12 protein-coding genes and 5 pseudogenes are annotated in these 20,444 nt (G+C 70.8%); 14 read left to right on the top strand and 3 right to left on the bottom strand.

Going from position 1 to position 20,444, the window contains the following annotated elements; translation table 11 throughout:
- The first annotated feature begins 242 nt into the window (after window positions 1-242).
- The 3 genes and pseudogenes from OHO27_RS42110 to OHO27_RS42100 all read left to right on the top strand — a co-directional run.
- On the top strand, window positions 243-1,217 hold the full coding sequence (locus OHO27_RS42110; RefSeq protein WP_328430161.1) for a GNAT family N-acetyltransferase: 975 nt from the start codon (window positions 243-245) through the stop codon (window positions 1,215-1,217).
- A gap of 349 nt (window positions 1,218-1,566) precedes the next feature.
- Window positions 1,567-2,376, top strand: a pseudogene (locus tag OHO27_RS42105) (alpha/beta fold hydrolase).
- Window positions 2,376-2,588: pseudogene (locus OHO27_RS42100) on the top strand (histidine kinase); the annotation flags it as partial. The pseudogenes OHO27_RS42105 and OHO27_RS42100, both read left to right, overlap by 1 nt.
- 411 nt (window positions 2,589-2,999) lie before the next feature.
- Here OHO27_RS42100 and OHO27_RS42090 read toward each other — a convergent pair.
- Window positions 3,000-3,479 (bottom strand): ATP-binding protein, encoded by a 480-nt coding sequence (locus OHO27_RS42090; RefSeq protein WP_328430160.1) that lies wholly within the window; start codon window positions 3,477-3,479, stop codon window positions 3,000-3,002.
- 171 nt (window positions 3,480-3,650) lie between these two features.
- On the opposite strand from OHO27_RS42090, the gene OHO27_RS42085 reads away from it, so the two are divergent.
- On the top strand, window positions 3,651-4,028 hold the full coding sequence (locus OHO27_RS42085; RefSeq protein ID WP_328430159.1) for an STAS domain-containing protein: 378 nt from the start codon (window positions 3,651-3,653) through the stop codon (window positions 4,026-4,028).
- A 271-nt stretch (window positions 4,029-4,299) separates the two neighbouring features.
- Window positions 4,300-5,457 (top strand): phospholipase D-like domain-containing protein, encoded by a 1,158-nt coding sequence (locus OHO27_RS42080; RefSeq protein ID WP_328430722.1) that lies wholly within the window; start codon window positions 4,300-4,302, stop codon window positions 5,455-5,457.
- A 364-nt stretch (window positions 5,458-5,821) separates the two neighbouring features.
- On the opposite strand, the gene OHO27_RS42075 is transcribed toward OHO27_RS42080, so the two are convergent.
- Window positions 5,822-6,823, bottom strand: coding sequence for an amylo-alpha-1,6-glucosidase (locus OHO27_RS42075; RefSeq protein ID WP_328430158.1), 1,002 nt, complete (start codon window positions 6,821-6,823; stop codon window positions 5,822-5,824).
- A gap of 168 nt (window positions 6,824-6,991) precedes the next feature.
- Here OHO27_RS42075 and OHO27_RS42070 point away from each other — a divergent pair, with 168 nt between their 5' ends.
- Together OHO27_RS42070 and OHO27_RS42065 are read left to right on the top strand one after the other, a co-directional pair.
- A complete protein-coding gene (locus OHO27_RS42070) occupies window positions 6,992-9,103 on the top strand; it encodes a sensor histidine kinase (protein WP_328430157.1) in 2,112 nt (703 codons plus the stop codon).
- On the top strand, window positions 9,007-10,521 hold the full coding sequence (locus tag OHO27_RS42065; RefSeq protein ID WP_328430721.1) for a fused response regulator/phosphatase: 1,515 nt from the start codon (window positions 9,007-9,009) through the stop codon (window positions 10,519-10,521). Before OHO27_RS42070 ends, OHO27_RS42065 begins: the two co-directional genes overlap by 97 nt.
- A 25-nt stretch (window positions 10,522-10,546) precedes the next feature.
- Here the strand turns inward: OHO27_RS42065 and OHO27_RS42060 are convergent.
- Window positions 10,547-12,429: pseudogene (locus OHO27_RS42060) on the bottom strand (ATP-binding cassette domain-containing protein).
- A 236-nt stretch (window positions 12,430-12,665) separates the two neighbouring features.
- On the opposite strand from OHO27_RS42060, the pseudogene OHO27_RS42055 reads away from it, so the two are divergent.
- From OHO27_RS42055 to OHO27_RS42025, 7 genes and pseudogenes are all read left to right on the top strand, one after another.
- Window positions 12,666-13,046 (top strand): annotated as a pseudogene (locus OHO27_RS42055) (DUF2867 domain-containing protein); the annotation flags it as partial.
- Window positions 13,047-13,082: 36 nt separating this feature from the next.
- A complete protein-coding gene (locus OHO27_RS42050) occupies window positions 13,083-14,456 on the top strand; it encodes a cryptochrome/photolyase family protein (RefSeq protein WP_328430156.1) in 1,374 nt (457 codons plus the stop codon).
- Window positions 14,457-14,471: 15 nt separating this feature from the next.
- Window positions 14,472-15,538: pseudogene (locus tag OHO27_RS42045) on the top strand (cryptochrome/photolyase family protein); the annotation flags it as partial.
- A 153-nt stretch (window positions 15,539-15,691) separates the two neighbouring features.
- On the top strand, window positions 15,692-16,834 hold the full coding sequence (locus OHO27_RS42040; RefSeq protein WP_328430155.1) for a polyprenyl synthetase family protein: 1,143 nt from the start codon (window positions 15,692-15,694) through the stop codon (window positions 16,832-16,834).
- Window positions 16,831-18,402 (top strand): phytoene desaturase, encoded by a 1,572-nt coding sequence (locus tag OHO27_RS42035; RefSeq protein ID WP_328430154.1) that lies wholly within the window; start codon window positions 16,831-16,833, stop codon window positions 18,400-18,402. Before OHO27_RS42040 ends, OHO27_RS42035 begins: the two co-directional genes overlap by 4 nt.
- A complete protein-coding gene (locus tag OHO27_RS42030) occupies window positions 18,402-19,397 on the top strand; it encodes a phytoene/squalene synthase family protein (protein ID WP_328430153.1) in 996 nt (331 codons plus the stop codon). The genes OHO27_RS42035 and OHO27_RS42030 overlap by 1 nt, the downstream gene beginning before the upstream one ends.
- Window positions 19,394-20,401 (top strand): DUF5914 domain-containing protein, encoded by a 1,008-nt coding sequence (locus OHO27_RS42025; protein ID WP_328430152.1) that lies wholly within the window; start codon window positions 19,394-19,396, stop codon window positions 20,399-20,401. Before OHO27_RS42030 ends, OHO27_RS42025 begins: the two co-directional genes overlap by 4 nt.
- The last annotated feature ends 43 nt before the right edge of the window (window positions 20,402-20,444 follow it).

Below are 20,444 nucleotides of genomic sequence, written 5' to 3'. Positions count from 1 at the left end.
TGTCGAGGGCGGTGATAACCATGGCGGGGCGAGGCGGTAGAGCAGGCACAGTCGTCGCTCCTCCGGCTCCTCGGAGGCCCCGGCGGGCCGGGGCCCAGCGGGTCGTCGATCGGCAGGAAAACGGCCGCCCGGTCGTAGGGGAACGCGGCCGCTCGATCCTTGAGGTACCGCCGGGACCTGTCGCTTCGCCTGCGGCGCACGTCCGTGGTGCGATGGAACCGGGGGCGGAAAGGAGAGCGATCATGCCCGCAGCGAAGCGAACGAGTGTCGCCGCCTCGGTGTCGGTCCGCCCGCTGGTTGAGCCGGACCTGGATCGGGCCGACGAGATATTCAGGGTCGCCTTCGGGACCTTCCTCGGGGCGCCTGAGCCAGAGACGTTCTTCGGGACCGCCGACTATGTCCGCACCCGCTGGGCGGCAGATCCACACGCGGCATTCGCAGCAACCGTCGAGGGCGAGGTCGTCGGATCGAACTTCGCCGCCAACTGGGGCAGCGTCGGGTACTTCGGCCCGCTGACCGTACGTCCGGACCTGTGGGACCAGGGCATCGGCAGGCGCCTCATGGAACCGGTCATGGCCTGCTTCGACACCTGGGAGAACCGCCACCTCGGCCTGTTCACCTTCTCGCACAGCCCCAAGCACCTCGAGCTCTACCGCCGGTACGGTTTCTGGCCCCGATTCCTTACAGCCATCATGAAGAAACAGGTCGCCGTCAGTGCCGCAGTCCCCGGCCGAGTGCTGTACGGCGAGCTGACCGCCGCTGAGCGGCCCGACGCACTGAGCCTCAGTCGCGCACTGACGGGGGCCGTGTACGAGGGCCTGAGTTTGGAGCGCGAGATCATGGCCACGCAGGCACAGGGGCTCGGTGACACCATCCTCCTCGAGGGCGCCGACTCCGGCCTCGACGGTCTGGCTGTCTGCCACTGCGGAGCGGGGTCGGAGGCCGGTGAGGACGTGTGCTTCGTCAAATTCGGCGCCGTGCGCCCTGGCCCGGACGCCGCGGACCGCTTCGAACGGCTGCTGAATGCGTGCGAGCAGCTGGCCACCGAGAAGGGCCTGGGGCAACTGGACGCCGGAATGAACCTGGCCCGCCAGGATGCCTACCTGCGCATGGTCGACCGCGGTTTCCGTACCTGGCTGCAAGGCGTGACCATGCACAAGCCCAACGAACCTGGCTACAGCCACCCAGACGCCTACGTGATCGACGACTGGCGCTGAGTCCACCGCAATACTCGGCTTCGGGGAACACCCGATGCCGTCAAGAGACGACTGACACCGGACTCCTCGCTGAACGACCTGTCGCTGACCGCCCGTCACCCTTCCTACTGACCACGTCGGCCTACCGCATGGATCACGAGACGTCACCCCCTACGACACCACGCTTTGAAGGTCAGTAGAAGCCGTGACGTCGCGGCAAGGTCAAAGGGGCCAAGGAACCCACCGGGGCTCCCTCCGACCTTCCACGAGCTTGGGGAAGCGGAGGTCTGATCAGGCCTGGTAAGGGTTGTGGCGGCGCGATTGGCACCGATGAGGGGGCGGTTGACGGGTGTCTGCCAGGATGTGCCGCATAGATGTGCGCAGCAGGAACCGCGTTCGGGTGACTGGACGGGCTGGTGGGCCGGTGGTGATGCTGGCGCACGGCTTCGGGTGCGACCAGAACCTGTGGCGCCTGATTGTGCCGACGCTGGAGCGTGACTTCACAGTGGTCGTCTTCGATCACGTGGGATAGGGGCGTTCGGATCTGTCGGCGTGGAGCCGGGAGCGGCATTCGACTCTGGACGGGTACACCGACGATGTCCTGGAGCTGTGCCGGGAGCTGGCTCTTGGGCCCGTGCTCTTTGTGGGGCATTCGGTGAGCGCGATGATGGGGGTGCTGGCCGCCGCGCGGGAGCCGGAGGCGTTCGCCGGTCTGGTCCTGCTCGCGCCCTCGCCGTGTTTCATCGACGACCCGGATACCGGGTACCGGGGCGGTTTCAGCGCCGCGGACATCGAGGAGCTTCTGGAGTCGCTGGACGCGAACTACCTGGGCTGGTCGGGAGCGATGGCGCCGGTCATCATGGGCAATCCCGACCGGCCGGAGCTGGGCGAGGAGCTGACCAACAGCTTCTGCCGCACGGACCCGGACATCGCCCGGGTCTTCGCCCGGGTGACCTTCCTGTCCGACAACCGCGCCGACCTCGCCAAGGTGAACATCCCGACGCTGGTGGCCCAGTGCTCCAGCGATGCCATCGCCCCACCGGATGTGGGCGAGTTCGTCCGCGCACAGATCCCGGGGAGCAGCCTGGTCCCGCTGGACGCGACGGGCCACTGCCCTCAGCTGGCCGCTCCGGAGGAGACCGCCGAGGAGATCACCGCCTTCGCCAGGGCTCTCGGCTGATGTGCACGACCGGCAGCGAGGAAGAAGACGCAGATCCGCAGGAGGACCAGGACCCGGTCGATGAACAGGCGCAGTTCTCCGCCTTGTTGGAAGACAGCGCCGAGGACCTGTACGAGAACGCACCCTGCGGCTACCTGTCCACCCTGCTCGACGGCCGGATAGCAAAGATCAACACGACCCTGCTGGACTGGCTCGGCTACGAGCGCGGTGAACCGTCATCATCGCCGCCCGCAATCACGCCCTGACCGCCGACGCGGGAATCGTCCTGGCCGCCGTCCCCGACCGTGTCAATCGCATCTTCCGCCTCGTCGGCCTGGACCAGGTATTTCCCACCCATCCCACCACCCCAGCGGCGGAAGCCGCTTGGAAGCCCTCCGCCAACCCCAGTGCCCGAGACATGGAATGAGTGGCTACTCGTGTGGTGGGGTGCGGGTTCGGGACGTAGCCCCCGTGGCTGAAGTCGTGGCTGAGCTCGTGGCTGCCTCCGAACGCGCTGATCCGGCGCCCCGCACCACAGGCAGCGGCCTGCGGGCCGAGGCGGAGCGGCTGCGCGCCAAGCACCAGCAGCTGCACCACCGCACGGTCATCTGCGCCGTGAACCACGTCGAGGGCCCAAGGCCCGCCTATTGGACCCGGCATCCCGTGACGTCGGCATCATCGCGCAGGGTGATGCGGACCGTGATGCGTTTGCCGACCGGCTCTCGCTGCGCCTCGAAGCCCTCGGCCACGGCCATGACGATCTCCAGGCCGTGCTGGCCGACACGGCCGGCATCGGCGGCCCGGGCCACCGGAAGGACCGGGTCGGAGTCCCACACCACGACCTCCACCGCCTCGCCCGCCACACCCAGGTGCATCAGCACCGGCCCAGGAGCGTACTTGCGGGCGTTGGTGACCAGCTCGCTGACAACCAGCTGTGTCAGCTCCACGGCACGCTGCGACACAGGCATCCCATGCCGGTCCTGTACCCGGGAGAGGAAGTCCACGGCCAGATGACGGGCCTGAGCGATCGTCGCTCCGCCGCCCTCCAGGGCCACCGTGGTCTGCAAGGACGAAGAGCCGCCCCGCGCCCTGCCGTCCTCGTCCAACGGCCCCACTTCACTCATCAATGCCGTCGCTCCCGGTCCACACGCCCCCGCCTACCCACGGGCAGCCGGTTGACTCCCCCGCGTACGGTGACGCCGAGCACGCCTTGCCGGCTCCACCATCCAGAGAGTTCACTCATACGAAGCGGGTAGCACTTGGGTCGTAGAACCCGACGTGCCAGGATCACCTATATGGCTGAGCAAGAGATGACGGCGACCGAACGGGCCGGGCAACGGGGCCGGCTGTCGGTGACCACCACCATCGACGACGGTGTCCGCGTGGTGACCGCCACAGGCGAGATCGATCAGCAGACCTGCGAACCCTTGCGGCAAGCCCTGACCCTCACCACCCCTGGCGGGCCGCGCGTCGTGGTCGACATGAGCACCGTCAGCTTCATGGACTCCACCGGCATCAACATCTTCATCTCCGCCCACCGCAGCCTGGCCGAGGCCGGCGGCTGGCTCCGCCTCGCCGCCCTCGCCGAACCCGTGGAGCGCACCATCCGGCTCGTCGGCGTCGACACCTTCATCGACTGCCGCGAAACCCTCCCCCAGGCCCTCCACAACTGACAGACGCGCCAAGTCACCGGCACGTTTCAGCTATTGCTCCTGGCGGCGCCTCCTGGTCGTTGAAGGCTCGCTGAAGGCGAAGGTCACGACGGAGCCGATTGCGGGGTACGCGGGCCGGTCCGACCGGCGTGCGGCTGAGTACAGTCGAACCTCGCCCCGGCGGTGGCCGGCGTACGGGGTAGCCCTCTCGGGCCGGCCAAGGGGAGTCATGACCATCACGAACAGCGGGTCCGAGTCGCCCCAGCAGTCGCCCGTCGCGCCAAACGGCTCCATGGCCGAGCGCAAGCAGCGAATGCGGCGTCGGCTGGAGCGGCTGATCGGGATCGCCGCGACCGAAGGCAATGCGCTGGTGGCGCTGCGCAACGGGGACGAGATCTTCACAGCGATGCTGGACGCCATCCGTGCCGCCGAGCACTCCGTGGACATGATGACGTTCGTGTACTGGAGGGGCGAGATAGCTCGCCACTTCGCCGAAGCCCTGGCGGACCGAGCCCGCGACGGCGTACGGGTGCGGCTTCTGCTGGACGGGTTCGGCAGCCGGCTCATCGAGCAGGACCTGCTGGACCTGATGGAGCGGGCCGGCGCCGAAGTGACGTGGTTCCGCAAGCCCTTGTACCTCTCCCCGCTCAAGCAGAACCACCGCTGCCACCGCAAGGTGCTCGTGGTCGACGAGCAGACGGCCTTCACGGGCGGCGTGGGCATCGCAGAGGAGTGGTGCGGCAACGCCCGCAATCCGGATGAGTGGCGCGACACGCACGTCCAGGTGCGCGGCCCCGCTGTCGACGGGATCGCCGCCGCCTTCGCGCAGAACTGGGCCGAGTGCCACGACACCCTGTTCGACGACCGCGACCGTTTCGCCGAGCACACCCCCGAAGGCGCTGCCGTGGTGCAGGTGGTGCGCGGTTCGGCCAGTTTCGGCTGGCAGGACATGCAGACGCTGCTGCGGGTCGCCGTGGAGTCGGCGCAGGAGCGCTTCCGGCTGGCGACCGCCTACTTCGCCCCGGACGCCTACTTCGTCGAGCTGCTGTGCACGACCGCGCGGCGCGGGGTGGAAGTGGAGATCCTGCTGCCCGGCCCGTACACCGACAAGCGCGTCTGCCAGCTGGCCGGCCAGAACTTCTACGAGGACCTCCTGGCCTGCGGCGTACGGATCTATCAGTACCAGCCGACGATGATGCACGCGAAGGTGATCACCGTCGATCACGTCGCCGCGCTGATCGGCTCCACCAACTTCAACCGCCGCTCCCTCGACCACGACGAGGAGGTGATGCTCACGGTCCTGGACGAGGACTTCACCGCCACCCTGGACCGGCACTTCGACGAGGATCTGCGTGCGAGTGAACTGATGGAGCGGGGTCGTTGGCGGAGCCGCTCCATCACGCAGCGGTTGCAGGAGACCGCAGTCGCGCCGATCCGCCGGTTCCTCTGACACGTGGCCTGGGGTCGGCAGGCAATCGTTCCTTACCCAGCTGCACCCATCTGCGGAGGATCCTGCCGTGGCCATTCTCGTGTCGCCGTGTGCGTGGTTCCGGCCGTCCCGGCGCTTCTCAGCCTGGGGTCGGCAGGACGCGGGGTAGGGAGCGGGCCCGGTGCCCGCCTCGGTGCCGTGGCCGGCGAAGAGTTCGGGAAGGCGGGCGTCGAATGCCGCCGACGCCGCGAGCAGACCGTCCGCCAGGGACGCGGCGGCTCCCGGGAAACCGGCCCTGACCAGGCCGTGGACCGCGATCGCGGTGTCGTGCGGCCAGATCGCACCGACGTGGTAGCCAAAGGGGTTGTAGCCACCGCGTCGCTGCTCAGGGTGCGCAGGCCGTGTCCCGCGTCGAGGTCCGGGCCGGCGAGGCGGGCGGCCAGCAGCGCGCTCTCCTCCGCGTTGAGCAGGCCCGTGCCGAGGAGATGACCGAAGCCGGAAGTGACGGAGTCGACCGGCTTGCCGTCGCCGTCCAGGGCGACCGCGGGGAACGGGCCGTTCTCGTCCTCACCCAGAAGCGTTCGCGGAAGCGGGTCGCCAGCTGGTCCGCCCAGTCCTCCCAGGCGTCCGCGCCCGGCCGCCCGAACGCGCGCGGCAGTGCGGCCCCGGCGCGGGCGGCCTCGTAGGCGTACGCCCGGACTTCGCACAGGGCGATCGGTGCGTGGGCGCGGCGGCCGCCGCGGTAGCGGATGGAGTCGTCCGAGTCCTTCCAACCCTGGTTGGACAGGCCGTGGCCGGTCTGGTCGACGTACTTGAGGAACCCGTCGCCGCTCGCGTCCGCCGCCTCGCGCATCCAGGCGAGTGCCGCCTCTGCGTGCGGCAGCAGCTCCTCGACCTCTGCCGGGGCCGTGCCCCAGCGCCAGGCGTCGTGGAGCAGGGTGATCCACAGTGGGGTGGCGTCCACGGTGCCGTAGTACACAGGCGGAAGGGAGAGACGGTCCGCGATCCGGAGGGCGGCGCGGCGTACCTCGTGGACGATCTTGCCCGGCTGTTCCTCCGTGGCCGGGTCGGTGACGGCGTCCTGGCGGCGGGCCAGCGTGCGCAGGGTGCCGGCGGCGAGATCGGTGCCGAGCAGGAGGAGCATGCGGGCGGCCCAGAGCGCGTCGCGGCCGAAGAGGGTGAGGAACCAGGGGGCGCCGCCGGCCAGGAACTGGCCCGGCCGGTCCGGGTGCGACGAGCGCGGGTCGGTCAGGCATAGGCGGTGCAGGGCGACGGCCGGGTCCTTCCCGCCGTCGCTGCCCACATCGTCGGCGCTGACGGTGTCAGCAGCCCGCAGGGACTGCGAGTCAATGATCGCCGCCGTCGGTGTGCGGCTGAATACGTACACTTCTGAGCAAATCGCAGTTTAGAATATTTTAACCTTGCAGTTCTGGCAGGAGTACAGCCGGAACCGTCGGATCCGGCGTCCGATCTGCTCGGAAGATCCGCTGTGAGCGTTTGGCAGCGCTGGGAGGGCGCGGGCGAATCACGTAGGCGCCAGGAGGAAGATCTCTCGATGACCCGGCCCGAAGACCCGCGCACCGCGGCGGCCCGGATGTTCGCCGAGGCCGGCGCGTTCGGCGAGCTTCTGGCCGGGATCGAGTGGGCGACGACGCCGCTCGGGCCCCCTGAGTCCTGGCCGGGGCCCCTGGTGGACACCCTGCGCCTCATGCTCACCTCTGAGCACGGGATGGCTCTGTACTGGGGTACCGAATTCGCCACGCTGTACAACCTGGGCTCCTCACCCATAGTCGGCGCCAAACACCCCTGGGCGCTCGGCAAGCCCTACAAGGATGTGTTCCCCGAAGTCTGGGCCCACCCCGTGAGCTCCCACTTCCACTATGTGATCGACACCCGCAAGTCCCTGCTGATCCCCGATGAGCCGCTCGTCATGGAGCGCCACGGCTTTCCGGAACAGTGCTACTTCGACTCCTCCTTTCAGCCCGTGCTACTGGACGACGGCACCGCCGGCGGCGTGCTGCAGATCATCACCGAAACCACCGGCCGGGTACTGGGCGAGCGCCGACTGCGCCTGCTGAGCGAGACCGGCGCCCGCACCGCCGGTCTGGTCACCCCGGGCGAGGTCGCCCGCGTCGTATCAGAGGTGCTGGGCTCCTATCCCGAGGAGATCCCGTTTCTGGGCCTCTACCTTGCCTCCGAGCCGGGGATGCTGGGGCCGGCCGCCTCCGCCGGGCTGCAGCCGGCGCCCGAATCCGCCTCGCTGAGTGCGGCCGACGGGTCGGAGGTCGCGGCCCGGCTGGCTCAGGTGGTTGCCGACGGTGCCCCCGCCACGCTGCCGGCTGCGGCGTTCACCCGAGGCAACACGGCCGGGCGGCACGCCGCGGCCTCGCGGCTCCCGGTCGAGCAGGCGCTGGCTCTGCCGCTGGACTGTGCGGGCCAGGTGGAGGGCGTCCTGGTGGTGGGCGTCAACCCCTGCTTCCCGCCGGCAGGGGCATACCGGGACTTCTTGGAGGTGCTCGCCTCCGCCGTGGCCGGGGCGCTGACGGCCGCGCTCGCTCACGACGAGCAGCGCCGGCGGGCGGAGGCGCTGGCCGAGCTGGACCGGGCCAAGACCACCTTCTTCGCCAACGTCAGCCATGAGTTGCGCACCCCGCTCACCCTGCTCCTGGGCCCTCTCCAGCAGGCCCTGGCCGACGAGGAGCGGCCACAGCGGCGCGAGCAGCTGGAGCTGGCCGAGCGTGGCGCCCTGCGCCTGCTGAAGCAGGTCAACACCCTCCTGGAGGTCGCCAGGGCCGAGGCCGGACAGATACGCCCGGCCCTGGAGCCGGTCGACCTTGCCGGTGCCACGGCCGAGCTGGCCGGGGTGTTCCGTTCCGCCTTCGAGGCGGCCGGGCTGACGTTGGAGGTGGACTGCCCGCCGCTGTCCAGGCCGGTGTCCCTGGACCGGGAGATGTGGGAGAAGATCATCCTCAACCTGCTCAGCAACGCCCTGAAGTTCACCTTCACCGGCGGCGCCCGGGTGCAGGTGGCCGCGGCCGGCGACCGAGCCCGGCTGACCGTGACCGACACCGGAACCGGTATCCCCGCGGACGAGCTTCCGCGCCTGTTCGAGCGCTTCCACCGGGTCCGCGGCGCCCGCTCCCGCTCCCATGAGGGCAGCGGCCTCGGCTTGGTGCTGGTGAAGGACCTCGTGGAAGCGCACGGCGGCACCGTCGGTGTGGAAAGCCGGCTCGGCCAGGGCACTCACGTCACCGTGGACCTGCCCTTCGCCGCCGCCCACCGGCCACGCCCGGACCCGCCCGCCGCCGGCGCTGGATCACCCGGGAAACCCCCGGGGAAGGCGGAGGCGGCCGGTCCGGCCGCGCCGCGGCCTATGTGGACGAGGCGCTGGGCTGGCTGGCGGCTGACCCCGTCCCCGCCCCGGCCGCCCCCGCGGCACCCACCCCGCACGCCCCCGCGACGCACGACGCCCCCCACAGCCCCCAGCCGCACGAAGCCGATCGTCCCCACCGGGCCCGCCTGCTGGTCGTCGACGACAACGCCGACATGCGCGCCTACCTCGCCCAGCTCCTGGAGCCCGACTACGACGTGCTGCTTGCCGCCGACGGCCGGGCCGCCCTGGAAATGGCCCTGGCGCAGCCGGTGCAGCTGGTGCTCAGCGACGTGATGATGCCCCGCATGGACGGCTTCGAGCTGGTCCGGGCACTGCGCGCCGACCCGCGCACCGCCCGCCTGCCCATCGTCTTGCTCACCGCCCGCGCCGGCGAGGAGGAATCCATGCAGGGCCGGCAGGCCGGAGCCGACGACTACCTGGCCAAACCCTTCTCCGCACGCCAGTTGCTGGCGCGCGTCCGCACCGGGTTGGAGCTGTCCCGGCTGCGCGAACAGGTCCTGACCGAGACCCGCAGCCAACTGGCCGTGCTGGCCTCCCTGGCCGACGCGGGCCTGCGGCTGTCCGCGACCCTCGACCCGGAACAGATACTCCAGACCGTCGGCCAGATCCTGCTGCCCGACTTCGCCGACCAGATCAGCATCCACCTCACCGCCGCGACACCCGCCCCGGCACAGTCGCCCCCGGCCTACATCGCCGGCGCCCCCCTTCTTTCCCCCGAAGCCCTGGCCACCGCCGCCACCCACGCGATCAACGGCACCGCCCCGGCCCCAGCCGGCCCGCACCCACCGCCCGCCGCCAACCTCGCCCTGCCGCTGCATGCCCACGACCGGACACTGGGGGCCCTGGTACTGGTCCGGCAGACCGGCTATTCCGCGGTCGAACACAAGTATCTGGAGAACCTCACCCACCGCCTGGCCCTGGCCTACGACAACGCCACCCGGTACCACAACGAACGCCACCTCGCCCTGACCCTGCAGCGCGCCCTGCTGCCCCACCACCTGCCCCAGGTGCCCGGGGTGCGCCTGGCCACCCACTACCGGGCCAGCAACCGCGGCGCCGAGGTCGGCGGCGACTGGTACGACGTGCTCGCACTGCCCGACGGCGCCGTGGGGCTGGCCATCGGCGACGTCATGGGCCACGACGTGGAAGCCGCCATCGTGATGGGCCAACTCCGCTCCGCCCTGCACAGCCTCGCGATGGAAGGCGCCAGCCCGGCCCAGGTGCTGGCCAGGCTGGACGCCTACCTGCAGTCGCTCGCCACCGAACGATTTGCCACCTGCCTGTACGCGGTCTACGACCCACACCGCCACCGCCTGCGCTACGCCGCCAGCGGGCACCTGCCGCCCTTGCTGATAGCCACCGACACCGCCTATCTGGAGCTGCCCCCGGCGCTGCCGCTGGGGCTGGGCAGCACCCCGGTCGACCGCGAGGTGGCGTTCCCGCCCGGCTCCAGTCTGCTGCTGTACACCGACGGCCTGGTGGAAAACCGGGCACTGTCCTTGGACTGCTGCCTGGAGGCCCTACGCCAGACCTGCGGCGCGCTGCCCGCCGCCACCCGCACCGACCCCCAGCAGATCACCGAACGAGCCCTGGAGCTGCTGAACACCCCCGACCGCGTCGACGACGACACCGCTCTGCTCGCCGCCACCGCCGAACCATCGTGTCGAACCGGCGACCCCCAGGCTGACTGAGGTGCCATACGGCCGACCGCGGCCGTCACCGGTCCTGAGCCAGGGCAACGAGCTCCGCGAAGAGGCCCCCACCGCCGGCCAGGTCGTCGTACGTGCCCTGTTCGATGACACGGCCTTTGTCCATGACGAGGATGCGGTCGGCGAGCTTGGTGTTTTCGAGCTGGTGGGTGACGACGATCGTCATGCGCTCGGCGGCGATCCGTTTGATCTCAAGGAAGATGGCGTGCTCACCGCGGGCGTCCATCTGTGAGGTCGGCTCGTCCAGAATCAGCAGCGGGGTCTGCCTGTAGAGCGCCCGGCCGCACACCAGACGCTGCCACTGCCCGCCGGACAACTCGGCTCCGCCCCACAGTTCCTTGGCGAGGAGGGTGTCGAGTTGCTGGGGCAGCTCCTCGATCGCCTCGCGCATACCGATGGCGTCGACGACGTCCCACACCGGTGCGTCGTCGTGTGACTTCGGCTGGCCGAGGGTGATGTTCTCGCGGGCGCGCAGGGGCCAACAGGCGAAGTTCTGCGGGACCAGTGCGGTGCGTTTCCACACCGCGTCGGGATCTGCGTGGGCGAGGTCGGCGTTGTCCCACAGGACGCGGCCCTTGTCGGCGAGCAGGATGCCGGTGATGAGTTTGGCCAGGGTCGACTTGCCGGAGCCGTTCTCCCCGACGATGGCGAGGATCTCTCCGCGGCGCAGGGTGAGTGACACGCCTGCGACGGCGGGTTCCTCCTTGCCGGGGTACTGGTACGCGACCTCGTCGAGTCGGATTTCATCCACGCGTTCCGGGATGGTCGATTGGCCGCGCTGGGGGCGCGTTCGTCGGCCATGTCGAGGAAGGAACGCATGTCGGCGAGGTAGAGGGAGGTGTGGAACATGGCTGCGCCGTGGATGACGAACTGGGAGAGCGCGGCCAGTGTGGTCTGGACGGCGACGACGGCGGTGGCCGCGACGGGCAGGGCGACCCGGCCGGTGGTGGCCAGCCAGGCGAGGGTGGCCCAGGTGCCCAGCAGGAAGATACCGCCCAGAGCGCTGCTGGTCAGCGTGATGCGGAGCATGCGCGGGGCGGCGGTCAGGGTGCGTCGGTCGATCCGGTCGGACAGGGCCCGGTACCAGTAGGTGAGGTAGTCCGTCATGCCGTTGGCGCGGACTTCGTCGCCGAAGCGGGAGTAGGTGGCCCACCAGCGCATCATCGACCTGACGTTGCGGTCGCCGACGTTGAGGTAGTGGGTCTCGTAGTCGACGCGTGCCGACAGCACGGCGCCGGCGCCGGCCGGGAGGACGGCCAGCAGGAGCAGGGGCAGCATCAGCGGGTGCAGCGTGGAGATGACGCCGCTCGCGGCGATCATGCGGATCAGGGCGGACATGTACCGCTGGGCGTCCTGCACCATCAACCGGGTCCGGGTGACGCCGATCTCGGCGGCTTCCTGTCGATCGGCGAACCCGTCCTCGCCGTACGCGCTCGACTCGACGCGGCAGACGGCGGTCACGAGCGCGATGTCCGCCTCGGTCGTCAGGAGGGGTGTGATGCGTCCGTCGGCGTAGGAAGACAGCGCGCTGCTGATGCGGCCGACGCCTGCGGCTGCCGTCACGATGGCCAGAGCGGGAAGCGCGACGTGCAGACGTTCGGACACGGCACCGCTGCCGAGGATGTGAGTCATCGCCTGTGCGGTGAAGACGAGGACGGCAGCGGCCGCGATGCCGGTCAGCGCCTGGCAGATGAGGAGCAGCACGACACCGGTTCTGTCGACGGCCCACGCCATCCGTGCGGTATGCCCGAGCACGGCGGGAAGCCGCCGGCACATGGCCGCGAAACTGGCGTCTGCCAGCGGGTTCTTGCCGAACTTGCCCTCGAAGTTGATGGTGGCCGGCGGCGGAGGGGGCGGCGTCTCGGCGCTGTCGGTCGAGGCGTCAGTCAATGTCACCCAGATCCCTCCTCGGGAGTCGTGCCGCACCTGGATGGCTCGGCGGTGCACGGCATAACGACGCGGCGAGGGAATCGAACGCACTCGATTCCGGACGTAATGGGGACCTTGAAGCGCAAGGGGCCGAACGCGTGGACGCGGTACTGGGGCCGTCGGCGGACGCCACGGGTTGGCCGAATCGCCGATGCCCTGACGGAGGCCCGATGCCAAGCAGGTCAGGTGTGTGTGGTGGCCTGCGGCGCGGCCGACGCGATGCCGAGCGCCTGCGGGTGGGCGACTCACTGGACTTCTGGCGGGTCGAGGAGATCGAGCCGGGCCGGATGCTGCGGCTGCGGGCGGAGATGCGGCTGCCGGGCCTGGCGTGGCTGGAGATGTACGCAGCGACGGACGAGGACGGCCGCACCCGCTACCGGCAGCGCGCCCTGTTCCACCCCCGTGGGCTGCTCGGCCACGCCTACTGGTGGTCCGTGTCTCCGTTCCACGCGGTCGTCTTCGGGGGTATGGCCCGCAACATCACCCAAGCGGCAGCCAAGGGCATGAGCGCACGGCGGGCAACCTCTCACCCGGACCGCATCCGTACTGCGCGGCGTGAGGGAAGAAGCGGGCAGTGACACTCAACACCGGATCGCATTCTCAGGAGCATCGCCATGACCGTCGCGGTCGTCTTGTTCACCTCGGACCTGCGTCTGCATGATCATCCACCGCTGCGCGCAGCCCTCGCGTCGGCCGATGAGGTGGTACCGCTGTTCGTCCGCGATCCTGGGGTCCACGCGGCCGGCTTCGACGTGCCCAACCGCAGCGCCTTCCTCGCCGACTGCCTGACCGACCTCGACGCCTCCCTGCGCGGTCGTGGAGGCAGGCTCGTCGTACGCAAGGGGCCAGTGCTTCAGGAGGTCTGCACGGTGGCCACGGAGTGCGAAGCGACCGAGGTGCACATGGCTGCAGGCGTCACCGACTACGCCCACCGGCGGGAGGAGCAGCTTCGGGACGGTCTGCGCGCACAGGGCGTGGCGCTGCGTGTGCACGACACGGTGGTCACGGCCGTCGCCCCGGGCGCTGTGACGCCGGCCGGCTCCGATCACTTCGCCGTGTTCACCCCGTACTTCCGCAAATGGTCCCAGGAGCGGCTCAGGGAGGTCTGCGCGGCGCCGCGCGCCGTGCACGTCCCTGACGCAGTGCAGGGCGAGCCGTTGCCCTCCCGCGACGAGCTGTCCGACATCTCGCCGGGTCTGCCCGACGGTGGGGAGGCGGCGGGGCGCGACCGGTTCAGCCGGTGGGCGCGCAGCGACCTGTCCGAGTACGCGGATCGGCACGACGATCTGGCGGGCGACGCCACGTCCAGGCTGTCGCCCTACCTGCACTTCGGTGCTCTCTCCCCTGCGGAACTCGTCCAGCGGGCCCGCGAACGCGGTGGGGCGGGGGCGGATGCGTTCGTACGGCAGCTGTGCTGGCGCGATTTCCACCACCAGGTTCTGGCCGCGCGCCCGGACGCCTCCCGTCGGGACTACCGCACCCGCAACGACAAGTGGCGGACCGAGAAGGAGGCGGCTAAGGACATCGCCGCGTGGCGGGACGGCCGTACCGGCTACCCGGTCGTCGACGCGGCCATGCGCCAGCTGCGCCACGAGGGCTGGATGCACAACCGGGCGCGTCTGCTGGTGGCGAGTTTCCTGGCCAAGACTCTGTACGTGGACTGGCGGATCGGCGCCCGCCACTTCCTGGACCTGCTGGTGGACGGCGACGTCGTCAACAACCAGCTCAACTGGCAATGGGTCGCCGGAACCGGCACCGACACCCGTCCCCACCGCGTCCTCAACCCGGTGGTCCAGGGCAAACGCTTCGATGCGCAGGGAGAATACGTCCGTCGTTGGGTGCCAGAACTGCGGGATGTGGCGGTCGCCCACGTCCACGAGCCCTGGCGGATGCCCGAACACGAACGATCGCAGGTGGACTATCCGCAACCGCTGATCGATCTCGGTGACGGCCTGGCACGGTTCAAACGCGCGCGCGGCCGGGACTGACGGCGGGAGTGCCTGATGCACTGGCTCTTCGGCGATCAGCTCGGTCCGCACTTCCTGCGCCCGTCCGAGGACAGCGGCCTCGGCCATGACTCGCCGCTGGTGATGATCGAGGCCGGTCGGTGTTCCGGCGTCGGCGCTTTCACCGGGCCAAGGCGCACCTGGTCCTGTCCGCGATGCGCCACCGGGCGGCCGAACTCGGCGACCGGGTCACGTACGTTCGCTCCGACACCTACCGGGAAGGACTGGCCCGAGCAGCGGGCCACGGCCCGGTGACCGTGCCCCACCCGACCTCGCACGCCGCCGTACGGCTGGTGCGCTCGCTGTCGCACATCGCGATGGGACCGGCCCGCGGATTCCTGGTGCCGATGCCCGCCTTCGCCGGATGGGCGGACGCCCAGGGCGGCGAGCGTCTGCGTCAGGAGAGCTTCTACCACTGGGTCCGGCGTGAACACGACCTGCTGATGGACGGCGACCAGCCGGCCGGGGGCCGGTGGAACCTCGATCATGACAACCGGCAGCCTCCGCCCCGCGACGCCACCGCCCTGCCCGTCGACCGTCCCTACCGCCCACGCGAGGACGACATCGACGACGAGGTCCGCCACGATCTCGACCGCTGGGAAAGGGACGGCGACGTGTCCTTCGTCGGCCGGGACGGGCCACGCCAGTTCCCCGCGACCCGCACCGAGGCCCGGGCAGCCCTGTGCCGGTTCCTGGAACACCGGCTCGGCACGTTCGGGCCGTACGAGGACGCCATGCTCGCCGCCGACCCCGTCATGAGCCACAGCCTGCTGTCGTCCTCGCTCAACCTGGGCCTGCTCGATCCCGCCGAATGCGTGGAGCAGGCGGAGTCGGCGTGGCGCGAGGGGCGGGCCCCGCTGAACAGCGTGGAGGGTTTCGTCCGGCAGATCGCCGGCTGGCGGGAGTACGTGTGGCAGTTGTACTGGTACTTCGGCGAGGACTACCGGCACTCCAACGCGCTGCACCACACCGCCCCGTTGCCAGGCTGGTGGAACGACCTGGACGCGGACGACGTACGCGCGCACTGCCTGCGCACGGTCCTGGCCCAGGTACACGACACGGGCTGACCCATGCGGCGACACCCCGCCTTAGGGGCGCACGTCCGTGGGCGGTGGCCCTCGGCAGATCGTCCGCCGGGCGGAGAACGGCGCATCCACATCAGCCGCGGCGGCAGAAGTACTGGTGTGCAGGTGACGGAGAGTGAAAAGGGGCCGTGCATGCTTGGACTGAGGCCGACGGTGGCCGAACCGGCCGGACTTGTCGACTCCCCCGCGACGGCCCTCGACTCGGTCACAAGCGTCGAAGCTCTTCTGGAGCAGGTCCTCGACACGCGGCTGCGCCAGGCCCGCGAGGTGGACCCGGTGTTCGCCGGGCATGTGGCCGACCGTGTCGCCGGGCTGATCCGGCGGGGCGGGAAGCGGCTGCGTACCGCGTTCGTGTGGTGCGGATGGCGGGCCGCCGGCGGCTCGGGCGACGCCACCGCCCTTCTGCGCACCGGGGCTGCCCTTGAGCTTCTCCAGGCGTGCGCCCTCATACACGACGACGTGATGGACGGATCGCCGCTGCGCCGGGGCGGCCCGGCGGTACACGTCGACCTGGCACGCCTGCACCGGGCCGCACCGACGACCGGCTCCTCCGAGTCGTTCGGGGCCAATGCCGCCGTACTCGTCGGCGATCTCGCGCTGACCTGGGCAGACGATCTGATGGCGGAAACGGCCCTGCGCTCACCGCACGGTGCGCGCTTCTACGACGAGTGGCGGGCCCTGCGCGGTGAAATGGTCGCCGGGCAGTACCGCGACCTGTACGCCCAGGCGACCGGCTCGTCCGATGTGGACGAGGCGCTGACCATCGCCACGCTCAAGAGCGCCCTGTACACGGTGGAGCGGCCCCTGACGCTGGGCGCGTCACTGACCGGGGCCGACCCCCGCGTCGTCGGCGGGCTGCGAGCCGCGGGACGGTGTGCGGGCCTGGCCTTCCAGCTCCGCGACGACCTGCTGGGCGCCTTCGGCGACCCGTCGCTGACCGGCAAACCGGCCGACGACGACCTGCGGTCGCGCAAGCTCACCTACCTGCTCGCCGTCGCGGTCGGACTCGCGGATACGTCCGGGGACGAAGCAGCCGCCGAGGCACTCGCCCCTGGCACGGCCCACCGGTCGCAGGTGACCGTCGAGCGGATGCGTACGGCCCTGGAGTGGACCGGGGCCCGGGCCGTCACTGAGTCGAAGATCGCCGAGTTGGCGGCCATGAGTCTGCGGCACTTCGAGCAGACGGGCGCGGAGGCCTCCGTACGGCGGGAGTTCGCGTCGCTGCTCGAACGGGCGGCGGGCGTCGCCCTGAGCCGCGCCAAGGAGCAGGCGTGAGGACGGTAGCGGGTCCGACCGACCATGTCGTGGTGGTGGGCGCCGGTCTGTCCGGGCTCTCCTGCGCCCTCCATCTGCTGGGCGCCGGCCGCCGGGTCACGCTCGTCGAGCGGGAGGCCGACGCGGGCGGCCGGGCCGGCCGGATGCGACTCGGCGGGTACGAACTGGACACCGGGCCCACGGTGTTGACCATGCCGCACCTGGCCGACGAGGCCTTCGCGGCGGTCGGCGACAGCCTCACCCGCCGGGTCGAGCTGGTGGCGCTGCATCCGGCCTATCGGGCGTGCTTCGCGGACGGCACGTCGCTGGACGTCCACACCGACGGCGAGGCGATGGAGGCGGAGGTGCGCCGCTTCGCCGGACCTGCCGACGCTGCGGGCTACCGCGACCTGCGGAACTGGCTGGAGCGGCTCTACCGGGCCCAGATGCGACGCTTCATCGACACCAACTTCGACTCACCGCTCCAGCTCCTCAACGCCGACCTGGCACGGCTGGCGGCCCTCGGCGGCTTCGGCCGGCTCGACCGGCGCATCGGCCGCTTCCTCTCCGACGCCCGTCTGCGCCGGGTCTTCTCCTTCCAGTCCCTGTACGCCGGCGTCGCCCCCGCCCGAGCTCTCGCGGCCTACGCCGTGATCGCCTACATGGACACCGTGGCCGGCGTCTGGTTCCCCAAGGGCGGCATGCACGCGCTGCCCCACGCGATGGCCGACGCGATCGCCGGAGCCGGAGGCGACCTGCGGTGGTCGGCCGAGGTCAGGACACTGGAACGGTCGGCCGGCAGGGTGCGTGCCGTGCGCCTCACCTCGGGCGAGCGGATTGCCTGCGACGCGGTGGTACTGACCTGTGAACTGTCCACCGCCCACCAGCTGCTGGGGCGTTCTCCTCGGCGTCCCGTTCCGCTGCGTCACTCACCGTCCGCGGTGGTCCTGCACGTCGGGACCGACCGCACCTGGCCCGGCCTGGCCCATCACACGCTCTCCTTCGGCACGGCCTGGGAGAGCACGTTCAGTGAACTGACCCGCTCGGGAACGCTGATGAGCGACCCTTCCCTGCTCATCACCCGCCCGACGACCCACGACCCCGCTCTGGCACCGGCCGGCCGGCATCTGCACTACGTGCTGGCGCCGTGCCCGAACACTTCCGTCGGGCCGTCCGCCGCCGACTGGCGGGAGCTCGGCCCGCGCTACCGGGACAGCCTGGTCACCGAGCTGGAGCGGCGCGGCATGGGCGGGTTCGGGGACAGCATCCAGGAGGAGCTGTTGGTGACTCCGCTGGACTGGACGGCTCGGGGCCACGCGGCGGGCAGTCCCTTCTCGGTCTCCCACACTTTCGCCCAGACGGGCCCCTTCCGGCCGCGCAACCTGGTGCGCGGCCTGGACAACGCCGTACTGGCCGGCTGCGGCACCACTCCCGGGGTCGGCGTGCCGACGGTCCTCATCAGCGGCAGGCTCGCCGCCGCCCGCATCACCGGCGTCACCGCCGGCCGCGCCACCCACGCCAGCCGCGCTGCCCGGCCGACCCCGTCGGCCGTCGGCGTTCCGTCCGCCCTCACCGCGGAAGGTTCCTGATGACCCGTCGTGAACTGGATGCCGCCGGGATCACCGATCCCGCGCTGCGTGCCGCCTACACCCGGTGCCGGCAGCTCAACGCCCGCCACGGCCGCACCTACTTCCTGGCCACGCGCCTGCTGCCGGTGGAACGACGCTCCGCGGTGCACGCCTTGTACGGGTTCGCCCGCTGGGCGGACGACATCGTGGACGACTTCGACCGGAGCCGGACCCACTACGAGCGCGACCGGCAGCTTCGACGCCTGGAGAGGGACCTCGCGCACCCACTGCACTCCGGCGGAGCGGGCGAGCCCGTGGTCCGAGCCGTGGCCGACACCGCCGCACGCTACGACATCGCTCACAGCCTGTTCTCGCAGTTCCTGGCCTCGATGCGGGCCGACCTCACCGTCACGGACTATCCGACCTACGCCGCCCTGCGCACCTACATGCACGGATCAGCGGCAGTGATCGGACTGCAGATGCTGCCGGTGCTCGGCCCAGTCGTATCCCGCGAGGAGGCCGCACCTCACGCGGCGGCTCTGGGCGTGGCCTTCCAGCTCACCAACTTCCTGCGCGACGTCGGCGAGGACCTGGACCGGGGCCGTGTCTATCTGCCGGCCGACCTGCTCGCCGCCCACGGCGTCGACCGGTCGCTGCTGGAGTGGAGCCGCCGCACCGGCCGTCAGGACCGGCGGATCCGGGCGGCGCTCGTCGACGTCGAGGTCATGACCCGCGGCGTGTACCGGGCGGCCGAACCCGGCATCGCCATGCTCGACCCGCGGGTGCGTCCATGCATCCGCACCGCGTTCACCCTGTACGGCGGCATCCTCGACGCGATCGCGGAACAGGACTACGCCGTCCTGCACACTCGCGCGGTGGTGCCTCGCCGGCGCCGTGCGGCCACAGCCGCGGCCGGAGCTGCGCACGTCATCGAGGCCCGATGGCGTGCCCGCGGCACGGGCCCGGTCCTCACGGCGGGTGAGCCCGCACTTCAGCGGAAGGGGCAGGCAACGTGACCGACCGATCCCACGAACCTCGCTGGACGCCACCGTTGCGGCGTCGCCGCGCACCGCAGTGGGCGACGCAGAAACCCACCTGGCAGGACGCGCGGCCGGGCCTGATCGCCGACGCGCTCAAGACCGCCTCGGCGCGTCCCTCGGGCAACTGGTTCGTCGTGGGTGCCTCCCGTGACGTCCGGGCCGGCGAGCGCCCGCACGGCGCAACTGTCGGCGGTGTCGAGATCGTGCTGTGGCGCTCGGACACGGGCCTGGTGCATGCCGGTCCCGGCGCCTGCCCGCACCTCGGCGCACCCCTGCGCGACAGCCGCGTGGTGTGCGGCAGGCTCGTGTGCCACTGGCATGGACTGGCCCTGGACGGCGCTCCGTTCGCCGGCTGGGAGCCGTACCCCGTCCACGACGACGGAGTACTCCTCTGGGTACGGCTGGACGAGGTCGGTGGCGAGGAGCCGCTCCGGATGCCGGTGGTGCCGGTGCGTCCCTCGACGGGCAGCGTGCTGGAGGCGGTATTCACGGCGGTGGGGCGGTGCGAGCCGCAGGACGTGGTCGCCAACCGGCTCGACCCCTGGCACGGCTCGTGGTTCCACCCGTACTCCTTCGTCGACCTGGCCGTGGCCCGCACACCACGGGAAAGCGGTGACGACGCGTTCGTCGTCGACGTCTCCTTCCGGGTGGCGGGTTCGTTGGTGGTCCCGGTCCGCGCCGAGTTCACGGCACCCGAACCGCGTACGGTCGTCATGCGTATCACCGAGGGCGAGGGAGCCACCTCCGTCGTGGAGAGCCATGCCACGCCGCTGACCGGTGAGGGACACAGGCAGCCGCGGACCGCCGTGACCGAGGCGATCGTCGCCGCCTCGGACCGCAAAGGGTTCGCGCTCGCACGGGCCGCCGCCCCGGCTCTCCGCCCGCTCATGCGCCGCGCCGCCGGTCGGCTGTGGCGCGACGACCTGGCCTACGCCGAGCGACGCTGGGCGCTGCGCAGCACGGGCCGGTTCCCAGGCTGAGGCTCCCAGGCTGAGGCGGAGTCCCCGCACCAGGCGGCGCGGG

The sequence above is a fragment of the Streptomyces sp. NBC_00443 genome, assembly GCF_036014175.1.
Taxonomy (GTDB): Bacteria; Actinomycetota; Actinomycetes; order Streptomycetales; family Streptomycetaceae; genus Streptomyces.
This window is presented reverse-complemented; position numbering and strand designations above follow the sequence as displayed.

Coding starts and splice junctions, on each gene's coding strand:
- OHO27_RS42030 (WP_328430153.1), top strand. CDS start 18,402: ATGACCCGTCGTGAACTGGATGCCGCCGGGATCACCGATCCCGCGCTG.
- OHO27_RS42050 (WP_328430156.1), top strand. CDS start 13,083: ATGACCGTCGCGGTCGTCTTGTTCACCTCGGACCTGCGTCTGCATGAT.
- OHO27_RS42110 (WP_328430161.1), top strand. CDS start 243: ATGCCCGCAGCGAAGCGAACGAGTGTCGCCGCCTCGGTGTCGGTCCGC.
- OHO27_RS42080 (WP_328430722.1), top strand. CDS start 4,300: ATGGCCGAGCGCAAGCAGCGAATGCGGCGTCGGCTGGAGCGGCTGATC.
- OHO27_RS42090 (WP_328430160.1), bottom strand. CDS start 3,479: ATGAGTGAAGTGGGGCCGTTGGACGAGGACGGCAGGGCGCGGGGCGGC.
- OHO27_RS42040 (WP_328430155.1), top strand. CDS start 15,692: ATGCTTGGACTGAGGCCGACGGTGGCCGAACCGGCCGGACTTGTCGAC.
- OHO27_RS42085 (WP_328430159.1), top strand. CDS start 3,651: ATGGCTGAGCAAGAGATGACGGCGACCGAACGGGCCGGGCAACGGGGC.
- OHO27_RS42070 (WP_328430157.1), top strand. CDS start 6,992: ATGACCCGGCCCGAAGACCCGCGCACCGCGGCGGCCCGGATGTTCGCC.